At 58.8% G+C, this 19,929-nt stretch carries 19 protein-coding genes and 1 tRNA gene; 13 read left to right on the top strand and 7 right to left on the bottom strand.

The genetic code is table 11. The features are described 5' to 3' along the window. The first annotated feature begins 181 nt into the window (after window positions 1-181). Both AC30D7_RS17430 and AC30D7_RS17425 read left to right on the top strand, forming a co-directional pair. A complete protein-coding gene (locus AC30D7_RS17430) occupies window positions 182-1,378 on the top strand; it encodes an amino acid aminotransferase (protein WP_028939639.1) in 1,197 nt (398 codons plus the stop codon). 140 nt (window positions 1,379-1,518) lie between these two features. Continuing rightward, window positions 1,519-1,719 (top strand): hypothetical protein, encoded by a 201-nt coding sequence (locus AC30D7_RS17425; RefSeq protein WP_007935214.1) that lies wholly within the window; start codon window positions 1,519-1,521, stop codon window positions 1,717-1,719. Here the strand turns inward: AC30D7_RS17425 and AC30D7_RS17420 are convergent. Next, window positions 1,716-1,946, bottom strand: coding sequence for a hypothetical protein (locus tag AC30D7_RS17420; RefSeq protein ID WP_019582110.1), 231 nt, complete (start codon window positions 1,944-1,946; stop codon window positions 1,716-1,718). The two genes, AC30D7_RS17425 and AC30D7_RS17420, sit on opposite strands and share 4 nt — an antisense overlap. Window positions 1,947-2,173: 227 nt before the next feature. Between AC30D7_RS17420 and AC30D7_RS17415 the strand changes: the two genes are divergently transcribed. Further along, window positions 2,174-2,249: transfer RNA gene (locus AC30D7_RS17415), tRNA-Asn, on the top strand. Between the two features lie 273 nt (window positions 2,250-2,522). Next, window positions 2,523-2,981, top strand: a complete 459-nt coding sequence (locus AC30D7_RS17410) for a hypothetical protein (protein ID WP_019582109.1) — start codon at window positions 2,523-2,525, stop codon at window positions 2,979-2,981. 284 nt (window positions 2,982-3,265) lie between these two features. On the opposite strand, the gene AC30D7_RS17405 is transcribed toward AC30D7_RS17410, so the two are convergent. Further along, the gene (locus tag AC30D7_RS17405; RefSeq protein ID WP_490134886.1) at window positions 3,266-4,783 is read right to left on the bottom strand and encodes a nucleobase:cation symporter-2 family protein; all 1,518 of its coding nucleotides are present in this window, start codon (window positions 4,781-4,783) and stop codon (window positions 3,266-3,268) included. 254 nt (window positions 4,784-5,037) lie between these two features. On the opposite strand from AC30D7_RS17405, the gene AC30D7_RS17400 reads away from it, so the two are divergent. Continuing rightward, window positions 5,038-5,319 carry a BrnT family toxin gene (locus AC30D7_RS17400; RefSeq protein WP_490134885.1) on the top strand — a complete coding sequence of 94 codons (282 nt, stop codon included), beginning with the start codon at window positions 5,038-5,040 and terminating at the stop codon, window positions 5,317-5,319. Between the two features lie 3 nt (window positions 5,320-5,322). Next, complete coding sequence (locus tag AC30D7_RS17395) at window positions 5,323-5,667, top strand: BrnA antitoxin family protein (protein ID WP_490134884.1); 345 nt, start codon at window positions 5,323-5,325, stop codon at window positions 5,665-5,667. Between the two features lie 62 nt (window positions 5,668-5,729). Here AC30D7_RS17395 and AC30D7_RS17390 read toward each other — a convergent pair whose 3' ends face one another. The 4 genes from AC30D7_RS17390 to AC30D7_RS17375 form a co-directional block, all read right to left on the bottom strand. Next, window positions 5,730-6,569: an arylamine N-acetyltransferase family protein gene (locus tag AC30D7_RS17390; RefSeq protein WP_490134883.1), complete on the bottom strand. Its 840-nt coding sequence runs from the start codon at window positions 6,567-6,569 to the stop codon at window positions 5,730-5,732. 113 nt (window positions 6,570-6,682) lie between these two features. Further along, window positions 6,683-7,477, bottom strand: coding sequence for an exodeoxyribonuclease III (gene xth, locus AC30D7_RS17385; RefSeq protein WP_490134882.1), 795 nt, complete (start codon window positions 7,475-7,477; stop codon window positions 6,683-6,685). An 84-nt stretch (window positions 7,478-7,561) separates the two neighbouring features. Continuing rightward, window positions 7,562-10,147, bottom strand: a complete 2,586-nt coding sequence (locus AC30D7_RS17380) for a bifunctional diguanylate cyclase/phosphodiesterase (protein ID WP_490134881.1) — start codon at window positions 10,145-10,147, stop codon at window positions 7,562-7,564. Window positions 10,148-10,335: 188 nt separating this feature from the next. Next, window positions 10,336-11,907, bottom strand: coding sequence for a sensor domain-containing diguanylate cyclase (locus AC30D7_RS17375; RefSeq protein ID WP_490134880.1), 1,572 nt, complete (start codon window positions 11,905-11,907; stop codon window positions 10,336-10,338). A 192-nt stretch (window positions 11,908-12,099) separates the two neighbouring features. On the opposite strand from AC30D7_RS17375, the gene AC30D7_RS17370 reads away from it, so the two are divergent. Then, a complete protein-coding gene (locus AC30D7_RS17370; protein ID WP_490134879.1) occupies window positions 12,100-12,582 on the top strand; it encodes a hypothetical protein in 483 nt (160 codons plus the stop codon). Window positions 12,583-12,585: 3 nt separating this feature from the next. Here AC30D7_RS17370 and AC30D7_RS17365 read toward each other — a convergent pair whose 3' ends face one another. Further along, the gene (locus AC30D7_RS17365) at window positions 12,586-14,337 is read right to left on the bottom strand and encodes a L,D-transpeptidase family protein (protein WP_490134878.1); all 1,752 of its coding nucleotides are present in this window, start codon (window positions 14,335-14,337) and stop codon (window positions 12,586-12,588) included. An 81-nt stretch (window positions 14,338-14,418) separates the two neighbouring features. Here AC30D7_RS17365 and AC30D7_RS17360 point away from each other — a divergent pair, with 81 nt between their 5' ends. The 6 genes from AC30D7_RS17360 (at window position 14,419) to AC30D7_RS17335 (ending at window position 19,898) form a co-directional block, all read left to right on the top strand. After that, a complete protein-coding gene (locus AC30D7_RS17360; protein WP_018928119.1) occupies window positions 14,419-15,126 on the top strand; it encodes a murein L,D-transpeptidase catalytic domain family protein in 708 nt (235 codons plus the stop codon). 146 nt (window positions 15,127-15,272) lie between these two features. Beyond that, window positions 15,273-17,138 carry a copper resistance system multicopper oxidase gene (locus AC30D7_RS17355; protein ID WP_490134877.1) on the top strand — a complete coding sequence of 622 codons (1,866 nt, stop codon included), beginning with the start codon at window positions 15,273-15,275 and terminating at the stop codon, window positions 17,136-17,138. Between the two features lie 10 nt (window positions 17,139-17,148). Next, the gene (locus AC30D7_RS17350; protein WP_490134876.1) at window positions 17,149-18,036 is read left to right on the top strand and encodes a copper resistance protein B; all 888 of its coding nucleotides are present in this window, start codon (window positions 17,149-17,151) and stop codon (window positions 18,034-18,036) included. Window positions 18,037-18,091: 55 nt separating this feature from the next. Beyond that, entirely contained in the window at window positions 18,092-18,475 is a 384-nt protein-coding gene (gene copC, locus AC30D7_RS17345; protein ID WP_028939650.1) for a copper homeostasis periplasmic binding protein CopC, read from the top strand. A 3-nt stretch (window positions 18,476-18,478) separates the two neighbouring features. Beyond that, on the top strand, window positions 18,479-19,402 hold the full coding sequence (copD, locus tag AC30D7_RS17340) for a copper homeostasis membrane protein CopD (RefSeq protein WP_490134875.1): 924 nt from the start codon (window positions 18,479-18,481) through the stop codon (window positions 19,400-19,402). A 154-nt stretch (window positions 19,403-19,556) separates the two neighbouring features. Then, window positions 19,557-19,898, top strand: coding sequence for a hypothetical protein (locus tag AC30D7_RS17335; RefSeq protein ID WP_019582098.1), 342 nt, complete (start codon window positions 19,557-19,559; stop codon window positions 19,896-19,898). The last annotated feature ends 31 nt before the right edge of the window (window positions 19,899-19,929 follow it).

The following is a 19,929-nucleotide window of genomic DNA, read 5'->3' as shown; positions in this document are numbered from 1 at the left end:
TGACGATGTCACTCGACCAACGATCGAAAAATAATTGGAAAAACTTACCGTAAAAGCCGAATCGCCTGTCGCCATCAATCGCTGATGGCCTCTATACTAGCTCCCCGTTTGTGCACCGCTCTAGTGCATTCGGCTGGAGCGCGACACGTCCCTCCACACTCCATTCAGAGCCGCCGTAATAATGAGCCTGTTCTCCGCTGTCGAAATGGCACCACGCGATCCAATCCTGGGCCTCAACGAAGCATTCAATGCCGATACCCGTACCAACAAGGTCAACCTGGGGGTCGGTGTTTACTGCGACGAGCAAGGACGAATTCCTCTCCTGCGCGCCGTTGTCGAAGCCGAGACGATTCGCGCCGCTCAACACGTTTCCCGTGGCTACTTGCCGATCGACGGCATCGCCGCCTACGACCAGGCCGTGCAGAAACTGCTGTTCGGCAATGATTCGCCGCTGATCGCCGCTGGCCGGGTCATCACCACCCAGGCCGTCGGCGGTACTGGCGCGCTGAAAATCGGTGCCGATTTCCTCAAGCAACTGCTGCCGAACGCCGTCGTGGCGATCAGCGACCCGAGCTGGGAAAACCACCGCGCACTGTTCGAAACCGCCGGTTTCCCAGTGCAGAACTATCGCTACTATGACGCCGCCACCCACGACGTTAACCGCGCCGGCCTGCTGGAAGACCTGAACGCCCTGCCGTCCGGCTCCATCGTTGTGCTGCACGCCTGCTGCCACAACCCGACTGGTGTCGACCTGAGCCCGGCGGACTGGAAAAACGTACTGGAAGTAGTGAAAGCCAAAGGTCACGTGCCGTTCCTCGACATGGCCTACCAGGGCTTTGGCGACGGTATCGATGAAGACGCCGCTGCCGTGCGCCTGTTCGCCGAATCGAACCTGACCTTCTTCGTTTCCAGTTCGTTCTCCAAATCCTTCTCGCTGTACGGCGAGCGCGTTGGCGCTTTGTCGATCGTCAGCGAATCGAAAGAAGAAAGCGCTCGCGTGCTGTCGCAAGTCAAACGCGTGATCCGCACCAACTACTCCAACCCGCCGACCCACGGTGCAAGCATCGTCGCCGCTGTGCTGAACAGCCCGGTATTGCGTGCCCAGTGGGAAGAAGAACTGGCAGAAATGCGTCTGCGGATTCGCGGCATGCGCACCCAGATGGTCGACCTGCTGGCGAAAAACGCTCCACAGCGCGATTTCAGCTTCGTCGGTCGCCAGCGCGGCATGTTCTCCTACTCCGGCCTGACGGTTGAGCAAGTGACCCGTCTGCGCAACGAGTTCGGCATCTACGCCCTGGACACCGGCCGCATCTGCGTTGCCGCGCTGAACCAGAGCAACATCGACGCCGTGACCAAGGCCATCGTTCAGGTGATCTGAGTCGTCGCGCACCATGAAAACGGGAAGCCAAAATGGCTTCCCGTTTTTTATTGGCCTCAGATAAATCTCAAAGCAGCCGCTGCGCCCTTTAAACTCCCACAGGCTTTATGTACACCCGAGAATTCTTGCGAGAACCCCACATGAAAAACGATGACCTACGCGCCGACCGCGACGAGCTGGACCACTTCGTGCCCCGCTCCTCGGCCAAACGCGGTAATAACCTGGTGCTGCAAGTGGCCGCGGGCGTGTTCCTTGGCGGCCTGGCCTTGTGGCTGGTGCAACTGGCCGCCACGATGCTGTATGCCAAGCTGATGCTCGGCACCATCACTTTTGGCGGTTAGGCCAATTCGCTCGCACGCTGGCTGGCCGCGTCGTCATAGGCGACATAAAGCGACTCGGCCACCTGGCTTTTGATCGCCTTGGTGCTTTCCAGGCCCAGGACAAAACCTTCGGCCTTGCCGCCTGCGCGGTTCAGCTCGTCAGCGGTGCTGGCCTGAGTGATTGCGTCGAGCAGTTTCTCGGCGTGCGGGCCGACACCTTTGGGCAGGCTGATCTGAGCGATGCTCATGGGAATACCCCACTGTTTCGGGGTGTGAAGGCTGGGTGATTCATGGCGCGTACCTTTTCGGCTGAGGGCCGGCAGCGCGTGTCACCACTTCCGGGCAGCCATGGTAGACCTCTCCCGCGCTTCTGGTAACCGCCGATGGCCGATAAACCTCCCTCTGATCCGATGAAAACATCAAATTGCCAACAGAGGCTTGACTTCTCTTTTTGAATCAGTAACATACACGCCATTCCGCGATAGCTCAGTTGGTAGAGCAAGTGACTGTTAATCACTGGGTCCCTGGTTCGAGTCCAGGTCGTGGAGCCAGACAGCAAAACCGAAAAAGCCCCTGAATCGAAAGGTTCAGGGGCTTTTTTGTGTTTGACGAAAAGACACGATCCTATGAATTCCCTACCCCGACAGAGTAGGAAGCTTCCTGATTTTCTGTAGCCGTGTTTCAGGCTTTCGCCTGAGCCCCCGTAAACCCTGGACTAGAGCATCAATAGCCACTTTCATAGTGGCCGGATGCTGACTGTAAAGCAGCGAACTTGTGCGTTATGAATAGCGCCTCTCGCCTGCCAACATCCCCGGATCGTTCACGTGTCAGAGTTACTCAAACTCAAGGAGAACGTCCTTGTCCCTCACCCTGGTGGCTCACTGAGCTTTGGCACCCTTCCCGAGATGCCCAGGTTCAATTTACGGGGTGGCGAAATATTCCTGCGGGTCGGAATTCACAAAGGCATCAACAAAGGATTTGGCGTTCGACATGTCTGGGAAGCCCACAAGACCGACCTGGCAATATTTGGCTGCCACACCATTGATGATGTGGCAGCCCACATCGCCAAAATGATCGTACCCGGCGCCCCCATCTACTGTGAGTTCAAGGAAATGAGAGGTGATCACAGAGTCGCCGTGCTTAAAAATCCTACCGGCTCGCTCATTCTGGAGCCTCGAAATGAGCGTCGCGGCTTCGGATACTACGTCGTAACCTGGTATCCCAAGAGACGTGCAGAAGGCACCCTGGTCGGCACAATCGCCAAACCAGATCCCAAGCAATAAAAAAGGCGTCCTGATGGACGCCTTTTGAATTTTCGAGGAGTAGTCGCAGCGATTCTTTAGCTCCTGGCCACAAATGACCTTGGGTTCAGAATCCGACCGGCATGCCAGTCGTCACTACTTCAGAGGGAGCCAGCTTCTCTGCTGCCAACAAGATGGGGGGCCAATGCTGGAGGCCAAGCCCAAGGATGCGCAATTGCAGACCTCAAATTCGATTCTCAACCATGCGTGGAGCGAGTGTCAACCTGACCGACAACTGAATCGGTCGACCCACCCCCGATCGCCAGTCAGACATGCTCACGGTTTTTCGCATGCACCACCTGCAACTCGGCATGCCCATGCTCCGTCTCCACCACCGGAATCTCATTCCCGTCGCAGTCGCGCAGTTTACCTTCGCTGAAGTAGTCCCCTTCCCGCAGCGCCGCCAGGTCTTGATAACGCAGGACTCGTTCAGTACCGGCGGCAAACACCGATTGCTGGTCCGAGTTGCCGGCCGTGAGGTGATTGAAGGTCAGGTTCAGCACGATGGCCATGATCGCCGAGGAGCTGATGCCCGAGTGGAAGATCGTCGAGAACCAGCTGGGAAAGTGGTCGTAGAAGTTCGGGGCGGCGATGGGGATCATGCCGAAACCGATGGAAGTGGCGACGATGATCAGGTTGACGTTGTTGCGGTAGTCGACCTTGGACAGCGTCCGAATGCCGCTGGCGGCGACGGTACCGAACAGCACGATGCCGGCGCCACCAAGTACGGAGGTTGGCACGGCGGCGATGACCCGTCCCATGAACGGCAGCAACCCAAGCACCACCAGAAACACACCACCGGTGGCCACCACGAAACGGCTCTTGATCCCGGTGACCGCCACCAGCCCGACGTTCTGGGCGAAGGCGCTCTGAGTGAAGGAGCCGAAGATTGGCGCGATCATGCTCGACAGCATGTCGGCGCGCAAACCGTTGCCCAAGCGTTTGGAGTCGACTTTGGTGCCGATGATTTCACCGACGGCGAGGATGTCGGCCGAGGTTTCCACCAGGGTCACCATAATCACGATGCACATCGACAGGATCGCGGCGAAGTGGAAGGTCGGCATGCCGAAATGGAACGGCGCCGGGAAGCCGAACATTGGCCCCTGGTTAACGGACGAGAAATCCGCCATGCCAAGGAATACGGCGATGACCGTGCCGATGACCATCGCCAGGAGGATCGACAAACGAGAGATGGTCGCGCTGCCGATCTTGCTCAGTAGCAGCACCAGCACCAGCGTCACCGCCGCCAGACCGATGTTCGCCATACTGCCGAAATCCGGCGCATGACTGTTGCCACCCATGGCCCAGCGCGCGGCCACCGGCATCAGCGTCAAGCCGATGGTGGTGATCACAATGCCGGTCACCAGCGGTGGAAAGAACTTGGTAATCCTTGAGAACACCGGCGTGATCAGCAAGCCAATCAGCGACGCGGCAATCACTGCCCCGAGAATCGACTGAAAGCCGCCCTCCCCGCCACTGCTGACAATCGCGACCATGGTCGCAACGCCGGAGAACGACACGCCCTGCACCAGCGGCAACTGACAACCGAAAAACGGCAAACCCAGGGTTTGCAGCAATGTCGCCAGTCCCCCTGCAAACAATGAAGCAGCAATCAACAAACCGATGTCCGCCGGCGAGAGCCCGGCCGCCTGGCCGATGATCAAAGGCACCGCGACGATACCGCCGTACATGGTCAGAACGTGTTGCAGGCCATAAGCCATATTCGCGCCGATCCCAAGGTTTTCGTCCTCGGGCCGTTGGTGTGAAACATGGGGCGTTTTCATGGTTGGGGGGTTCCCTGGTTTTTGTTATGCGCACACTGTATTCAATACTAAGGACAAATGTCCATATAGTTGTATACAACTAACCAGTCAGATTATGAACACTTGTCCATACCACCCTTTGGCCATAGCGCCTCCAGTCCCAAACGTCTTGAAATACATCCCTGCGCCCCTATCCCTCCTCACCGCTAATCTTTTGCTTTCCAAGCGAGCGCCGGCACGGGCGCCTCCTCGCTTATACATATAAAGTATGCATAATGAAGTCATTCGAGATTCAGTATCACAGGGCAAAGAACGCGGCCAACAAACTAAAACATCAAGGCATCAGCCTCGCAGAGACAGAACCGGTGTTTTATGACGAACGAGCCCTGACTTTTCAGGACGACCATCATGATGAGCAGCGGTGGATCATCATGGGGCTGGATGCCAAAGGTCGCTTGCTGGTCGTTGCGTACACCTGGCGCGACCCGAATTTCGTGCGAATCATTTCCGCACGCGTCGCCACCAAAGGCGAGCGTCGCCACTACATGGAAGCTTGACCGATGAAAGACGAATACGACTTCAGCAACGCCAAGCGTGGAGCGGTTGCCTCCAGCAAAGGCAAGACCCGAATCACCATCATGCTCGACGATGTCGTCATAGAGGCTGCACGCGCTCTTGCAGAAAACGAGGGGTATGGCTACCAGACAGTGATCAACAATACTTTGCGCCAGGTGTTGCTCAGCGATAAAGGCAAAGCGGCGAAGCCCGATGAGAACACCGCGGGTGCAAACGTCGGGCATTTCAAAAAAGGCATAACCGCCTCGGAGCTGAAAAGCCTGGAGAAAAAATTGTCAGAAGCCCTCAGCGAAATCCATCACGTGATGGAGCTAGAAGTTCGTTCCTAGACACAAACTGCTTGAGTCGGCCAAATAAAAAAGGGCGGATTGATCCGCCCTTCGCGTGGAGCTCAGTTTGCCTGCGGCACCGGCTCGATCAACCGCTCCAGCACCGGCTTCAACGCCTCCTTCGCCGGCACCCGAATGTCGAATTCACGTTCCAGCAACCCGATCAACTCATCCACATCCGTCACCTGCCGCCGCTCACTCTCGCTGCCCATGCGGTGAATGGCAAAACTGCCGTTGTTCAGCGTGCGTCGCCATCCCTCCCCCGTCCGCGCCACCATCAGTTGTTTGACGAAGGATGAATCGGGATGGGTCGAGACATACCAGTTGCCGAGGGTGTAATCGATGTCTTCCTGACGCTGCAGGTCGAAGATGTACATCGCCCGCCATTCACCGCCAACGTTGGCGTGCAGGGTGTAGCCGTCCGCGTGCTGTTCAATGCGATAGGGTTCATGAGGGGTGAGTTGTTCTGCCTCGGTGTCGAGGATCAGCGGCGCGGTGGGCACCATGCCGCCGAAGCCGACGTCGGTGATGTAGCGCACGCCGTCGAAGGTCACCAGGCTCAAGCGGTGAGTGCGTGCGGTCCACGCGCCTTCGGGCTGGTTCATGACCACGCGACCGGTGATGCCGCGCGCCTCGAAACCCAGCGTCTGCAGCAAGGCCAGGAACAGGTTGTTGAGTTCGTAGCAGTAACCGCCACGACCCTCGTGCAGGACTTTCTGCTCGATGGACGGCAGGTCGATGAGTACCGGTTGCCCTAACAGCGTGGTGAGGTTTTCGAACGGAAAAGCTCCGGTGTGGCGCAACTGCAATTGACGCAGGGTTTCCAGGGTCGGCGCCGGGGGCGCGTCGAAACCCAGGCGTTGCAGGTACAGCGCAAGATTTGTCAGTCGTGGTTCGCTCATCGCTCAATCCTTATGCATGGAGCCCGCGGATCGCTCCGCCGATGGCCGCCATGTATAAGGGAAAAAGTGCTCGGGCCGATAATTGATTTCGCCAATCGCCGCTCACACTAAAACTATCGCCGTTTGCGTGAACCCAATCGAATCCACGTCGGCGCGTGATCGCTGGCATGAGACTCGTTGCGAACCCAGGCGTCGACGCCGGCCTCTCGCAGATAAGGACTCGCTGCCTGATTGAGCAGCAGATGATCGATGCGCAGTCCCGAGTTTTTCTGCCAGTGCTGCCGGAAGTAGTCCCAGAAGGTGTAGATCCGCTCCTCTGGATACAGATGACGCAGGGAATCAGTCCAGCCCTGATCCAGCAGACGCTGATAACACGCACGACTCTCGGGTTGCAGCAGCGCGTCCTTGAGCCAGGAGCGTGGGTTGTAGATGTCCATATCGGTGGGCACCACGTTGTAGTCGCCGGCCAGCACCACCGGATGCTCGCTGCTCTGCAGGTCCTTGGCGTACGAGATCAGCCGCTCGAACCACGCCAGTTTGTAATCGAACTTCGGCCCCGGCTGCGGATTGCCGTTGGGCAAGTACAGACACCCCACCAGAACCCCGTGCACGGCCGCTTCGATGTAGCGGCTATGGGTGTCACTGTCATCGCCCGGCAGACCACGCCGACGCTCCAGCGGTTGCGCATCGCGCGCCAGAATCGCTACTCCATTCCACGATGCCTGGCCGTGCCAGATGGCGCCATACCCGGCCGCCTCCAATTCAGCGGACGGAAACGCGCCATCCACCGATTTGAGCTCCTGCAAGCAGGCGATGTCTGGCTGTTCCCGCGCCAGCCACGCCAGTAGATTCGGCAGGCGTGCACGCATGCCGTTGACGTTGAAGGTGGCGATTTTCAGATTATTCATGGTCCGACGCTCGCAACGGATGGGCACTATCCAGTTGTGACCGGAGTACGCCACGGCAGTTGCCGTGGCGCACGAAACAGGCGACTAAAGGTGCGCGCCCTGTTGCGCAAAATCATCCTGTGAGGCCTTGAGCAACGGCAGCAGCGCATACCTGTCCACCGGACGACTGAGGTAAAAACCCTGCACTTCATGGCACTGATCCGAGATCAGGAAGTCCAGTTGTTCCAGCGTCTCGACACCTTCTGCAGTCACCGTCAGACCCATCGCCTTGCCCAGGTTGATGATCGCCTGCACCACGGCGCGATCGTTGCTGCCGCTGCTCATGGACGCAATGAAGCGTTTGTCGATCTTGATCCCGTCGAACGGATACGTGCGCAGGTAACCCAACGAAGAATAACCGGTGCCGAAGTCGTCCATGTTCAGGCGCACGCCCAACTCCTTGAGCGCGGTCATGGTCGCCAGTGCACCATCGACGTCGTTGAGCATCACGTTTTCAGTGATTTCCAGCTCCAGCCGACTGGCGGGCAAACGGGTCTGGATCAACACTTCGCGCACGTCCTCGATTACATCGCTACGGACGAATTGCACCGGTGACAGGTTGACCGACACCATCATCGCGCCAGGCCAGGTCAAGGCCGTTTCGCACGCCTCGCGCAACACCCAACGGCCCAGGGGCACGATCAGGTCGGTCTGCTCGGCCAGCGGGATAAACGCATCGGGGCTCAACAAGCCTTGCACCGGATGCTGCCAACGCAGCAGCGCTTCGACCGAAACGATCCGCTTGCCATCGACGTGATAACGCGGCTGGTAATGCATCACGAATTCGTTGTTCTTGATCGCCCGCCGCAGGTCGTTTTCCAGTTGCCGGCGATGCTGGATCTGATCGTTCATGTGCGCGGCAAAATAGCACCAGGTCTTCTTGCCATCGAATTTGGCCTGATACAACGCGATATCGGCACACCGAATCAGCTCCTGCGCAATATGCCCCTGGCGCCGACTCAAGGCGATACCGATGCTCGCGCCGATGTGCAGCGAGTGATGGTCGTAGTGAATCGGCCGATGCAGGCTATCGAGCAAATGCTCGCAAAACCGGTCGATTTCCGCGTGACTGTCCATGCCATGGAGCACCAGCACGAACTCGTCGCCACCCAGTCGGGCGACCAGGTCAATGTCCCGCGTGCACTCGCGCAAACGAGTGGCAACTTCCAGCAATACCGCATCGCCGGCCGGGTGGCCGAGGGAGTCGTTGATCGGCTTGAAGTTATCCAGGTCGATCATCAACAACGTCAGCGCCGTCGACTGCTCTTTGAGTGCCAGCGCTTCATCGAGAAAACGCGCCAGCTTGTTGCGGTTTGGCAGGCCGGTCAGGGCGTCGTGCAACGACAGGTGCTGAATTTGCGCATGGGCGGCGACTTCATCGGTGATGTCGCTCGCCGTTCCGCGATAACCCAGCACCGCGCCCTTGCGCTGGATCGGCCGTGCCGACACCCGGCAGACCCGCTGTTGCCCCGATTGATCGCGGTAGGAGCAGCGCAAGTGGCTGACGGTTTGCTCTTCATCGAGTTTGTTCAGCCACAGCGACAACGGCGTTGTATCGCAATTGAGCAATTGCCCGATGTTCTGCCCCAGCCATTGCTGATCGGAGAACCCGGTGACCGTACCGAAACGGCCCGACAGGTACGTGATGCAATGCTGGTCGTCGATTTCCCAGATCCAGTCGGACGCGGCCTCGGCTACCGCACGAAAACGCTCTTCACTGGCCTCCAGCGCCTGGTTCGACAAATCGAGGCTGGTGTAACTGGCATCCACATGCCCGGACGTGCGCAACACATAGCGAAAGAAATAGGCGGTCAACAACGCCAGAATCAGCAGCGCCCCGCCCAGTGGCGGCAACAACGACCAGAGCAATTGGTGACCCGGTTGTTCAAGCCGGGACACCAGGCTGTAACCGGTGCCGACGAGGGCAACGGCCGGTTGTGCGGCAGTAATGGCGTCGTCGGGCATCAGCCTCAAGTCATGCAAACCGTAATCGGCGCTCAGCACACCGAGTTTTTCAGGGTCCAGTTGGTCGACGTATATCAGCACCGAAGTGCTCTTGGGATCGACCGCCGGGCGCTCATCATTGGGCACAATCGCGGCAGCCGTCAGCAGCGCCGGTTTACCTTCGAACAAGGTGTACTGGCTGATGGGTTTGATGAGGCTTTCCTGACTCTGAACCTCGTTGATGAGCGGCGCCAACGATGCCGACAGATAGGCCGCCGCCTCGTCCTGCACCTGAAGCCCGCGTACCACGGCGTATTTTGTTCGCTGAAGATCGACCACGAAAACACCATCATAGTGGTCCATGGTGAACAGGGTTTTACCCATGTTCTGCTCGACGTAGGCCCACTGCACATCGACCTCGCCGTTCAGGTGATCGTAGGCCGTCGTCCAGTTGGCATAACTGATGATGTAGTTTTTCGTCGCGGTGATGCGGTTTTCCAGTGCGCGCTGGGTATAAAACGTGGTCTTGGCCAGGTCCTTGGCATCGAGCCGCCCGGCAATACTGAACAGAGCGATCAGCGCGATCAGCACCCCGACCAAAAACAGCAGACCGACCACCAACATCAAGTTGCGAGTAATCGGGGTATGGCGCGCAGGCGCAGCGGTGGTAACGGCAGACAAATCCATGCACTTGATCCTGTCAATCGATTGCCCGGTCGGGATAAGACCGGCGGCCCAGTCAGTCAGGTATGACAGCCGGGCTCTCTGCACTGACCATAGCAGGCAAGCCCGATCATCGCTCCTGGATAACGCAAGTCATTGCCACACTTGAAGAACCGGTCACAAGAACCATCGCCGATCGATCGCTGCAAACGTCATCGATCCGAGCGCATCAGCGCCTCGACGCCCCCTTCCATCGACAACACCGCCGAGCGATTACGCCCTGAGTGCTTGGCCTGGTACAACGCCGCATCCGCGCGTTTGATCAACGTTTCGGTGCTGTCATGCGCCGTCGGCACGAACGAATAACAACCAAGACTGACCGTCAGGTAGCCCGTGGGCGAACCGCTGTGAGTAATGTTTTTATCCATGACGCTACGACGGATTTGTTCGGCGATCGTCAGTGCACCGTGGATGTCGGTTTCCGGCAACAACACTGCGAACTCTTCACCGCCGTAGCGCACCGCCAGATCAGCTTGGCGGTGACAGCAACTCTTGACTGCTCGCGCCACTTCGGCCAGGCAATGGTCCCCGGCCACATGACCGTAAGTGTCGTTGTAGCGCTTGAAGTAATCGATATCGAGCATGATCAGGCCCAGCGGGCTAGACCGCCGGGCACCCCGACCGAACTCTGTCTCCAGCGCCCGCTCGAACAATCGGCGGTTGGCCAACCCGGTCAGGCTGTCGTGGGTGGCGATCAGCTCCAGGGTTTTCTGCGCCTGGCGCAAATCCGCCTCGACGCGTTCACCCGCGCGCACCTGATAAATGAACACCCAACCAAACAAGCCAACGCCCAAGACAACCAGGGCGACGATCACACCGGATTGAATCGCCGTGTCGTACCAGTCCTTGAGGATTGCGTCTTTGGAGGATGCCGCCGCGACCACCACCGGATAGGCATCGAGCTGACGGTAGCCATACAACCGAGCGATGCCATCCACCACTGAGTCGATCATGGCGTTGCCGGACGTGGCGTTGGGCAAGAGTTTCTGAAAAATCTCGCCCTTAGCCAATGACCTGCCGATCTGCGATTCCACAAACGGCCGTCGCGCCAGCTGTGTTCCATCGGTCAATGCCAAAAACATCGCGCCGTTGTCGTCGAGGCTGAAGCTTTTGAAGAACTGATCGAAGTACGACATCTTGATCCCGGCCAACAACACGCCCTGGAAATGACCGTTCTGATCGTTTATCCGTTTGGAAACCGGGATGATCCACTCGCCATTTTCCCGACTGCGGATGGCCGGGCCGATGTGCGCCAGGGTTGACATGTTTTGCTGGTGAAACCTGAAGTACTCGCGGTCTGCCACACCTGCCCCGCGGGGTAGATCCTTGAACGACGTCACGACCCATTGCCCCTGCCTGTCGAACAGAAATATCCCGTGCAACTGATTCAGCGCTTGCACCCGCCGCGCGAAGGTTTTCTGCAAGCGTGACGTCTGGGCAGCGTCGAAACCTTCAGCCTGAATCCAGTCCACCAGACTGGTCAGCACCAGATCGGCCTTCATGAACGTGTCTTCGGCCTGCTGCGCCATGGCCCGGGTCAGGTTCGACGACGACACCTCGGCCAATGCCAGGTCGTGTCGACGCGACTGCTCCAGTTGCAGATAAAGCAACCCGCAGAGACAAAGGCATACCGCTGCAATGAACAGCACCGCAGCCTTGAGCAAAGGCAGTCGCTTCAAGGCACCGCCGGATGCGTGCTGCGGATCGTGAATGGGGATAGGCAAAAGTGAGTCCTGGAAGGGTAAGACATGGGCAACGGCCCAAAGCCCTTACTTTTTTGAGCGTAGTCTACGGGGTTGTGCGGGATAAACAGAGGATTGAGGGATAAATGGTTGTGTTTTAATTCCATGACGCATGGCAAAACCACATGACCTTGAAGGAGCTACGATTAGTTTAAATCACGACAGGAAATCGAAATGAGTAAGGTAGACGAGCTCGCCGCGAAGCTTAAACAATCCCGGCAAACCAGTGCCGACGCGACCATCGCCGATCAAGCCATCGACAGCTGGCCCGCCCAGGTCTACGAGCTGTATCACCAGATCGAAGCCTGGCTGCAACCACTGATCGAGGTGGGTCTGAAGCTGCGACGCAATCCCACTCATGTGTTCGAGAGTGCGCCGGACGGTGCGACTTACGATTACGCCATCGACCAACTGCTGATCGAAGGCAACCACCACAGCATCACCTTCGATCCCGTCGCGCGCTTCACCGTCGACGGCGCCGGGCGGATCGAAATCCACTCGACAGGCAAGGAACTCGCCTTGTTACGAACAGTGAACGAACACGGCGAGACGCAGTGGTGGCTCCAGGCGAGCGAACAATCCGGACAACAACCGGATGCGATCGCGCTGACGGAACACAATTTGCTGCTGGCAGTGCAAGAAGGCTTGGGGCTTTAAAGCCTACAACTTGCTCTGCTCCGCTGCCACCGAGGGAGGCGCCGCTCGCCTCCCGTCCAGCGCCGGCCGCTCCGAAGGCTGATTCAACGCCCGCAATACCGGGGAGTCATAGCCATACACATCGGGCTTGAATGTCACGCGCCCATCAAGACTCAGGTCCACCGTCCAGTAGGCCAACAGCACCGGCACTTTCACCGGGAGCCTGATGTTCTCTGTCTTGCCGTTGGCTAACTGTTTTTGAATCCCTTCGCTGTTCCAGTGAACCGGATCGTTGAACAACAGCTCCACCAATTGCAGCGGGTTTTCTACCCGAATACAGCCGGAGCTGGTCGCGCGGTTGGATTTCGCGAACAACTCGCGATGCGGCGTGTCGTGCAGATAAATCGAATACTCATTGGGAAAACGAATCACCACCTGCCCCAGCGAGTTATCCGACCCCGCATCCTGCCGTAAGGTAAGGCCACGCGGGTTGTCCCAATCGACAGTGGACGGATCAAGCACATTGCCATCTCGATCGATCACGCGAATCCGGCTTGCCTCAAGGTAACCAGGATTGTCGCGAATCTTCGGCAGCATGTCCTTGAGCAGAATCGTCGGTGGCACGGTCCAGGTGGGGTTGAACGTGACGTAGGTGATCGCGGATTGAAAAATCGGCGTGCTGCGAAACGGCTTACCGACCTGCACCCGCGAGCGCCAGATCGGTTTGCCATCGCGATAGAACGCGACTTTATACCCGGCGATATCGACCACGACGAAGGTGCCCTGAAGCTTGTACAGCAGCCATCGCGCCCGCTCCATGTTCACCCGCACCTGATCGATTCGCGCCTCGACCGGTACATTCAGCTCCGCGAGCGTCGCCGGCCCCGCTACACCGTCCGCCCCAAGGTATTGCTCGGTCTGAAACTTCTTCACCGCCGCAGTGACGGCGTCGTCGTAGTCGGTGCGAGCAGTCCCTTGCGCGGCGAGATAACCGCCCGCCGCCAAACGCGTACGCAATAGAGCGACCGAGGCGTCGTCCATGCCGGGCCTGAGCGTCTGCCCTTCCGGGATCTTTGGCCAGCCGCCCCGATCACGAACCTTGCGCAGTTGCGCCAGGCCATGGCGCAACGTGCCGTAAACCGCTTCTTGGGGCGGCGCCTGGGCGAAGGCGCGCGCAATGTCATGGCTGTCGAGGGCGGCGAAAAACTTGTTGACGTCCTCCCGAGGATCGACGCCAGCGGGGTCGAAGTTCCAGTGGATGTCCAACCGCGAAGGGTCGACCTTGCCGCGCCGCAACTGCAGCAGCGCCGTGATGAACGTCCGGGTGGCGGAGATATCAAAGGCTGCCCGTTGCCCGGGGGTTGGGGAGGTTGTCTGCATCAGCGTGTGGGCCTCGGCCAACTCGGCGATCCGGAAATCCGCGGGGTTCAGGCCATCGGCCTGGGTATCACCCAAGCTTTTCAACAACTGGGCGACATCGTCATCGTCCGTCCAGGCGGCGCGATAGCCACGATGGCTATAAAAATCCAGCACGACTCGGTTCACATCGACCCGTTGATGACGCGGCGAGGTGAGCAGCGGAGGAAACGCCGAACTCAATGGCGCCAACTCCGCCTGAATCGCTTGGCCGACATAATCACCGGGAGCCGCTTCAGCCAAAGTGCTAACGGGAGATGCCGGCTCAATCGGCGAAGTTTGCGCGATCGCAGTGCCGCTTATCAGAAAGCCCATAAAAAATATGCGGCTTATGACGAATAACCTTGTTAACTGCCCCATGGATAATCCTTAATCTTCCGTTTTCAACCGGCTAGCGTCGTGCGCGCTGCTAGACTCGAAATATTCAGATGAGACTTGCATATGGCCCCACACCGCTTTGGCTGCTTAATGACGGCCCTGCTGCTGACTGCTTTTTTTTCATTACCGGCAGCCTACGCCGATTCGCTTGAAGCTGCCTTGGTCAAAGCGGCCCCCGATGCCAACGCCAAAGTCATTGCCCTGGCCGTTCGCGCCTCCCAATGCAGCCGGGCCCAAGGCACGTCCCCGGTGCAGAGACTCGCAGTGATCGATTATTCCCTGCCCTCGACGGTGCAACGTCTTTGGGTATTCGACCTTAAACAACGCAAATTGTTGTTCCATGAACTGGTCGCCCACGGTCGCAACAGTGGCGAGAACATGGCCAGCCAATTCTCCAATCAGAATGCCAGCTACGCCACCAGCCTGGGCTTGTACCGCACCCAATCCAGCTATGTCGGGCAGAACGGTTATTCCCTGCGCATGGAAGGTCTGGAACCGGGTTTTAACGACAACGCCTTCGAACGGGCGATCGTCATTCACGGCGCGCCTTACGTCAGCCCTGCCCTGGCGCGGGCCAATGGCCGGATTGGCAGAAGTCTCGGCTGCCCTGCAGTGAGGCCTGCGATTGCACATCGGCTGATCGACTCGATGAAAGACGGGCAGTTGTTGTTCTCCTACTATCCGGATCAGCGTTGGTTGAAGTCTTCTTCGTATATCAATTGCGGTAACGCCACCGTGGCGGATTCTTCCAGGTCCAATAGCAGTCCTTGAACACCGCGTGAAACTGTCAAAACTGTAATCTTGGCCTCAGCCTGCTGAAAGGCACCGCCCGTTAGCCTCCTCCCCATTGAGTTCTCTTCCTTCCGCTCAGGATGGACCTGAGGGCTTTATCAGGCTGACGGACGGGATAAAACGGCATGCATTCCAACACCTCAAGACGCACCTTTGTGAAGGGCCTGGCCGCTGGCGGGATGCTCGCTGGCCTCGGGCTGTGGCGCACGCCAGTCTGGGCGGTCACCAGCCCCGGCCAACCGAATGTGCTGGCCGGTACCGACTTCGACCTGTTCATTGGCGAATCCCCGGTCAACATCACCGGCAACCCTCGAACCGCGATGACCATCAACGGCGGCATTCCCGGCCCCTTGCTGCGCTGGCGTGAAGGCGACACCGTCACGCTGCGGGTGAAAAACAAACTCAAGGACAGCACGTCGATTCACTGGCACGGCATTTTGCTGCCGGCCAACATGGACGGCGTGCCGGGCCTGAGTTTTCACGGGATCGAGCCGGGTGGCATGTACGTCTACCAGTTCAAGGTCCGGCAGAACGGCACTTACTGGTACCACAGCCATTCGGGCTTTCAGGAACAGTCCGGGGTTTACGGGCCGTTGGTGATCGACGCCAAGGAGCCGGAGCCGTTCCAGTACGACCGCGACTACGTGGTGATGCTCACCGACTGGACCGACGAAGACGCCGTCGGCCTGATGAAAAAACTCAAGAAACAATCGGACTACTACAACTACAACAAACGCACCGTGGGCGATTTCATCCACGACGTCAGCGAGAAAGGCTGGGGCTCCACGGTGGCCGATCGCAAGATGTGGGCCGAGATGAAGATGAACCCCACCGACCTGGCGGACGTCAGCGGTGCCACTTACACCTACTTGATGAACGGCCAGGCGCCGAACATGAACTGGACCGGCCTGTTCCGTCCCGGCGAAAAGCTGCGCCTGCGTTTTATCAACGGCTCGTCCATGACCTATTTCGACGTGCGTATCCCGGGTTTGAAAATGACCGTGGTCGCGGCGGATGGCCAACACGTCAAACCGGTGAGCGTCGACGAGTTCCGCATCGCGGTGGCAGAGACGTTCGACGTGATCGTCGAGCCTACCCAGGACGCCTATACCCTGTTCGCCCAGTCGATGGATCGAACGGGTTATGCGCGAGGCACCCTGGCGGTGAAGGCCGGGTTGTCGGCGCCGATTCCAGCGCTGGATCCGCGACCGCTGGTGACCATGGATGACATGGGCATGGGCGGCATGGATCACGGCAGCATGGGCGGTGACATGGCGGGGATGGACCACGGTGCCATGCAAGGCATGAACGGTGGTGACATGCAGGGCATGGACGGCGGAGACATGCAGGGCATGGACGGCGGAGACATGCAGGGCATGGACGGCGGCAACATGCAGGGCACGAACAGCATGGCCGGAATGGATCACAGCAGCATGGCCATGGGTGGCATGGCCGGAATGGCCGGTATGCAATCCCATCCCGACACGGAAAAAGACAACCCGCTGGTGGACATGCAAGCCATGAGCACCACGCCAAAACTCGACGACCCGGGCATGGGCCTGCGCAACAACGGCCGCCGTGTGCTGACCTACTCCGACCTGCGCAGCACCTTCGAAGACCCGGACGGCCGCGAGCCCGGCCGCACCATCGAACTGCACCTGACCGGCCACATGGAGAAGTTCGCCTGGTCGTTCAACGGCGTGAAGTTCTCTGATGCCGAACCCGTGCGACTCAAGTACGGCGAGCGGGTTCGAGTGGTGCTGGTCAACGACACGATGATGACCCACCCCATTCATTTGCACGGTATGTGGAGCGACCTCGAAGACGAGAACGGCCAGTTCATGGTGCGCAAACACACCATTGATGTGCCGCCGGGATCGAAGCGCAGCTATCGGGTCACCGCCGATGCGCTCGGCCGCTGGGCCTACCACTGCCATCTCCTGTACCACATGGAAATGGGCATGTTCCGTGAAGTTCGCGTGGAAGAATAAGGCGCTACCCATGACCAGACTCACTCCGATCTCTTTGGCCCTCGTTACCGTGGGCCTGACGCTCTCTTCGGCCATGGCCGCCACCGACAACATGCAGGGCATGGACCATAGCCAGATGCCGGGCATGGATCACAGCCAGATGCAGAACGAGGATTACGGGCAAATGCAGCCCGCCGCGCCGACCCAAAGCCGCACGCCGATCCCGGCATTGACCGACGCCGACCGTGCTGCCGTTTTCGTCAGCCCCGCCGGCCATGACATGCACGACAGTGCGCTCAACTATTACTTCCTCGCCGACAAACTCGAATGGCAGGACGCCGATAACGGCAGCGCATTGGCGTGGGATCTGTCCGGCTGGATCGGCGGCGACATCGATCGCCTGTGGCTGCGCTCCGAAGGCGAGCGCGTCAATGGCAAAACCGAAGACGCCGAAGTCCAGGCCCTCTGGGGCCACGCGATCAGCCCATGGTGGGACGTGGTGACCGGCGTGCGCCAGGACTTCAAACCCGGCGCCCCGCAAACCTGGGCCGCGCTCGGCGTGCAAGGCATGGCCCTGTACAACTTCGAAACCGAGGCCACCGCATTCATCGGCGAAGGCGGCCAGACCGCTGCACGACTGGAAGGTGACTACGACATCCTGCTCACCAATCGGCTGATTTTGCAGCCGACCGCCGAGCTCAACGTCTACGGCAAAAACGACCCGCAACGGGGCATTGGCTCCGGACTGTCGAACACCGAAGCCGGCCTGCGGCTGCGCTATGAAATCCGCCGGGAGTTCGCGCCCTACATCGGTGTGACCTGGAACCGCACCTACGGCAAAACCGCCGATTACGCCAGGGACGAAGGCGAGGACCGCAGCGAAGCCCGACTGGTCGTCGGCGTTCGGCTGTGGTTCTAAACACTTCAACTCAAAAACCTAAAAAACAACCGCTTAAAGCGGTAAGAGGCCTTGCATGCGCACCATCAAAACCACCGCTGTCGCCATCGCACTTTCCACCGGGCTGCTCATGAGCGCACTGGCTCAAGCCCACCCGAAACTGCTCTCCTCCACCCCAACCGAAGGCGCGGACGGCGCAGCACCGAGCAACATCGAGCTGCACTTTTCCGAAAACCTCATGACCCAATTCTCCGGCGCCAAACTGGTCATGACCGAGATGCCTGGCATGGCCCATTCCCCCATGCCGATGAAAGCCAAAGTCTCCGGCGGCAGCGACCCGAAAACCATGGTCGTCACCCCGCTCTCGCCCCTGCCCACCGGCAGCTACAAAGTCGAATGGCGCGCCGTGTCTTCGGACACTCACCCGATCACCGGCAACGTTACGTTCAAAGTGAAGTGATTGATGAGCGACTCGGTCGGCATTGCCCTGCGGTTTGCGTTGTATGTGGATTTGATGCTGTTGTTCGGGGTGGCACTTTTTGGGCTGTACAGCCTTAAAGGGCAGGAACGGATGTCCGGGGCGGTGCTGCCATTCCGGTCGATGCTGGCGGGGATGGCAGTGCTGGGCGCGGTGTTGTCCGTCGCCAGCATGGTGATGATGGCGAGCGCCATGAGCGGTGAAACGGACTTCGCCGAGCTGCGTCCGCACATCGAGATGATGCTGTTTGAGACGGATGTCGGCTTGGCTTGGGGGGTTCGCATTGTTGCGCTGGTCATCGCTGGCTTAGCGGTGATGCTCCGTGCGCCTGGTTTCAGTTTATGGGTCGCGGCTTTTGCCGGTGCTGTTGCCCTCGCCAGCCTGGCCTGGAGCGGGCATGGGGCGATGGATGAAGGCGATCGTCGCTTTTGGCATTTCGCGGTGGACATTCTGCACCTGCTGGCGGCGGGGGCTTGGCTTGGCGCGTTGCTGGCGTTTGCGTTGATGGCGAAGATCAATGCCCTGCAAACCGAAGCGCGCCTCAGGTTGCTGGCCCGCGCGGTTAATCGGTTTGAGGCGATTGGCGCGGCCATCGTCGTGGTCATCACCGCGACGGGAGTCGTGAATTATCTGTTCATCGTTGGGCCGAAGCTGGACGAGGTGTTTCTCAGCACTTACGGGATTCTGCTGTTCATCAAAGTGGTGCTGTTTGCCGGCATGCTGGTGCTCGCCGCGTTGAACCGGTTTCACCTCGGGCCGTTTCTGGAGCGGTCGTTGCGGGACGGGCAATACACGGTCGCCGCCAATGCTTTGCGGCGCAGCGTGGTGGTGGAAATGGCGGCAGCGGTGTTGATTGTCGGATTGGTGGCTTGGCTCGGAACGCTGAGCCCGGAAATGTGTGCCCAGTAGGGAAATGAACGCATCCGATGACCGGCCAGAGCAGTCAGTGGACAGGGTGAGGGTCCTTTACTAGCGTCTAACCACACTAGATTTCAAGCCAGAGGGTTCAACACCCAAGCGCCAAGGTGAAAAAAGCGGCGCAATTATCGAAAGGAGTTCGAAAATGGCTGAAGTAATGAAAGTGGTGGATGTCGACTTAAAAATACTTAAATCAAACCCACCGCAGCTACACATATCGGCAATTGGCCTGGTGAATTCTGGTGGATGGACAAACCCGAGACTGGAGCCGCGGGTTTACATTCAGTTCCCGCCAGACGGCATTCAGGACTTCGATTTTGTTGCTGATCCGCCCCAAGGAGCTGCTATTCAGGTCATCCTTCCCATCGACGCATCAAAACTTTGGAAAGACCCGCCACTCGATAAACTCAAGGGAGTAAGAGTGCACTCTGCCAGCAACTCGATTGAAGCGCATCTTAAAAGTTCGAAGTCCGTGGCTTGTGGATAAACAACTCATGTAGAGGGATACGTGTCGGGCC

The sequence above is a fragment of the Pseudomonas sp. DF5 genome, assembly GCF_058148225.1.
The sequence above is the reverse complement of the archived record's forward strand: the minus strand, read 5'-3'. Positions and strand labels throughout refer to the sequence as shown.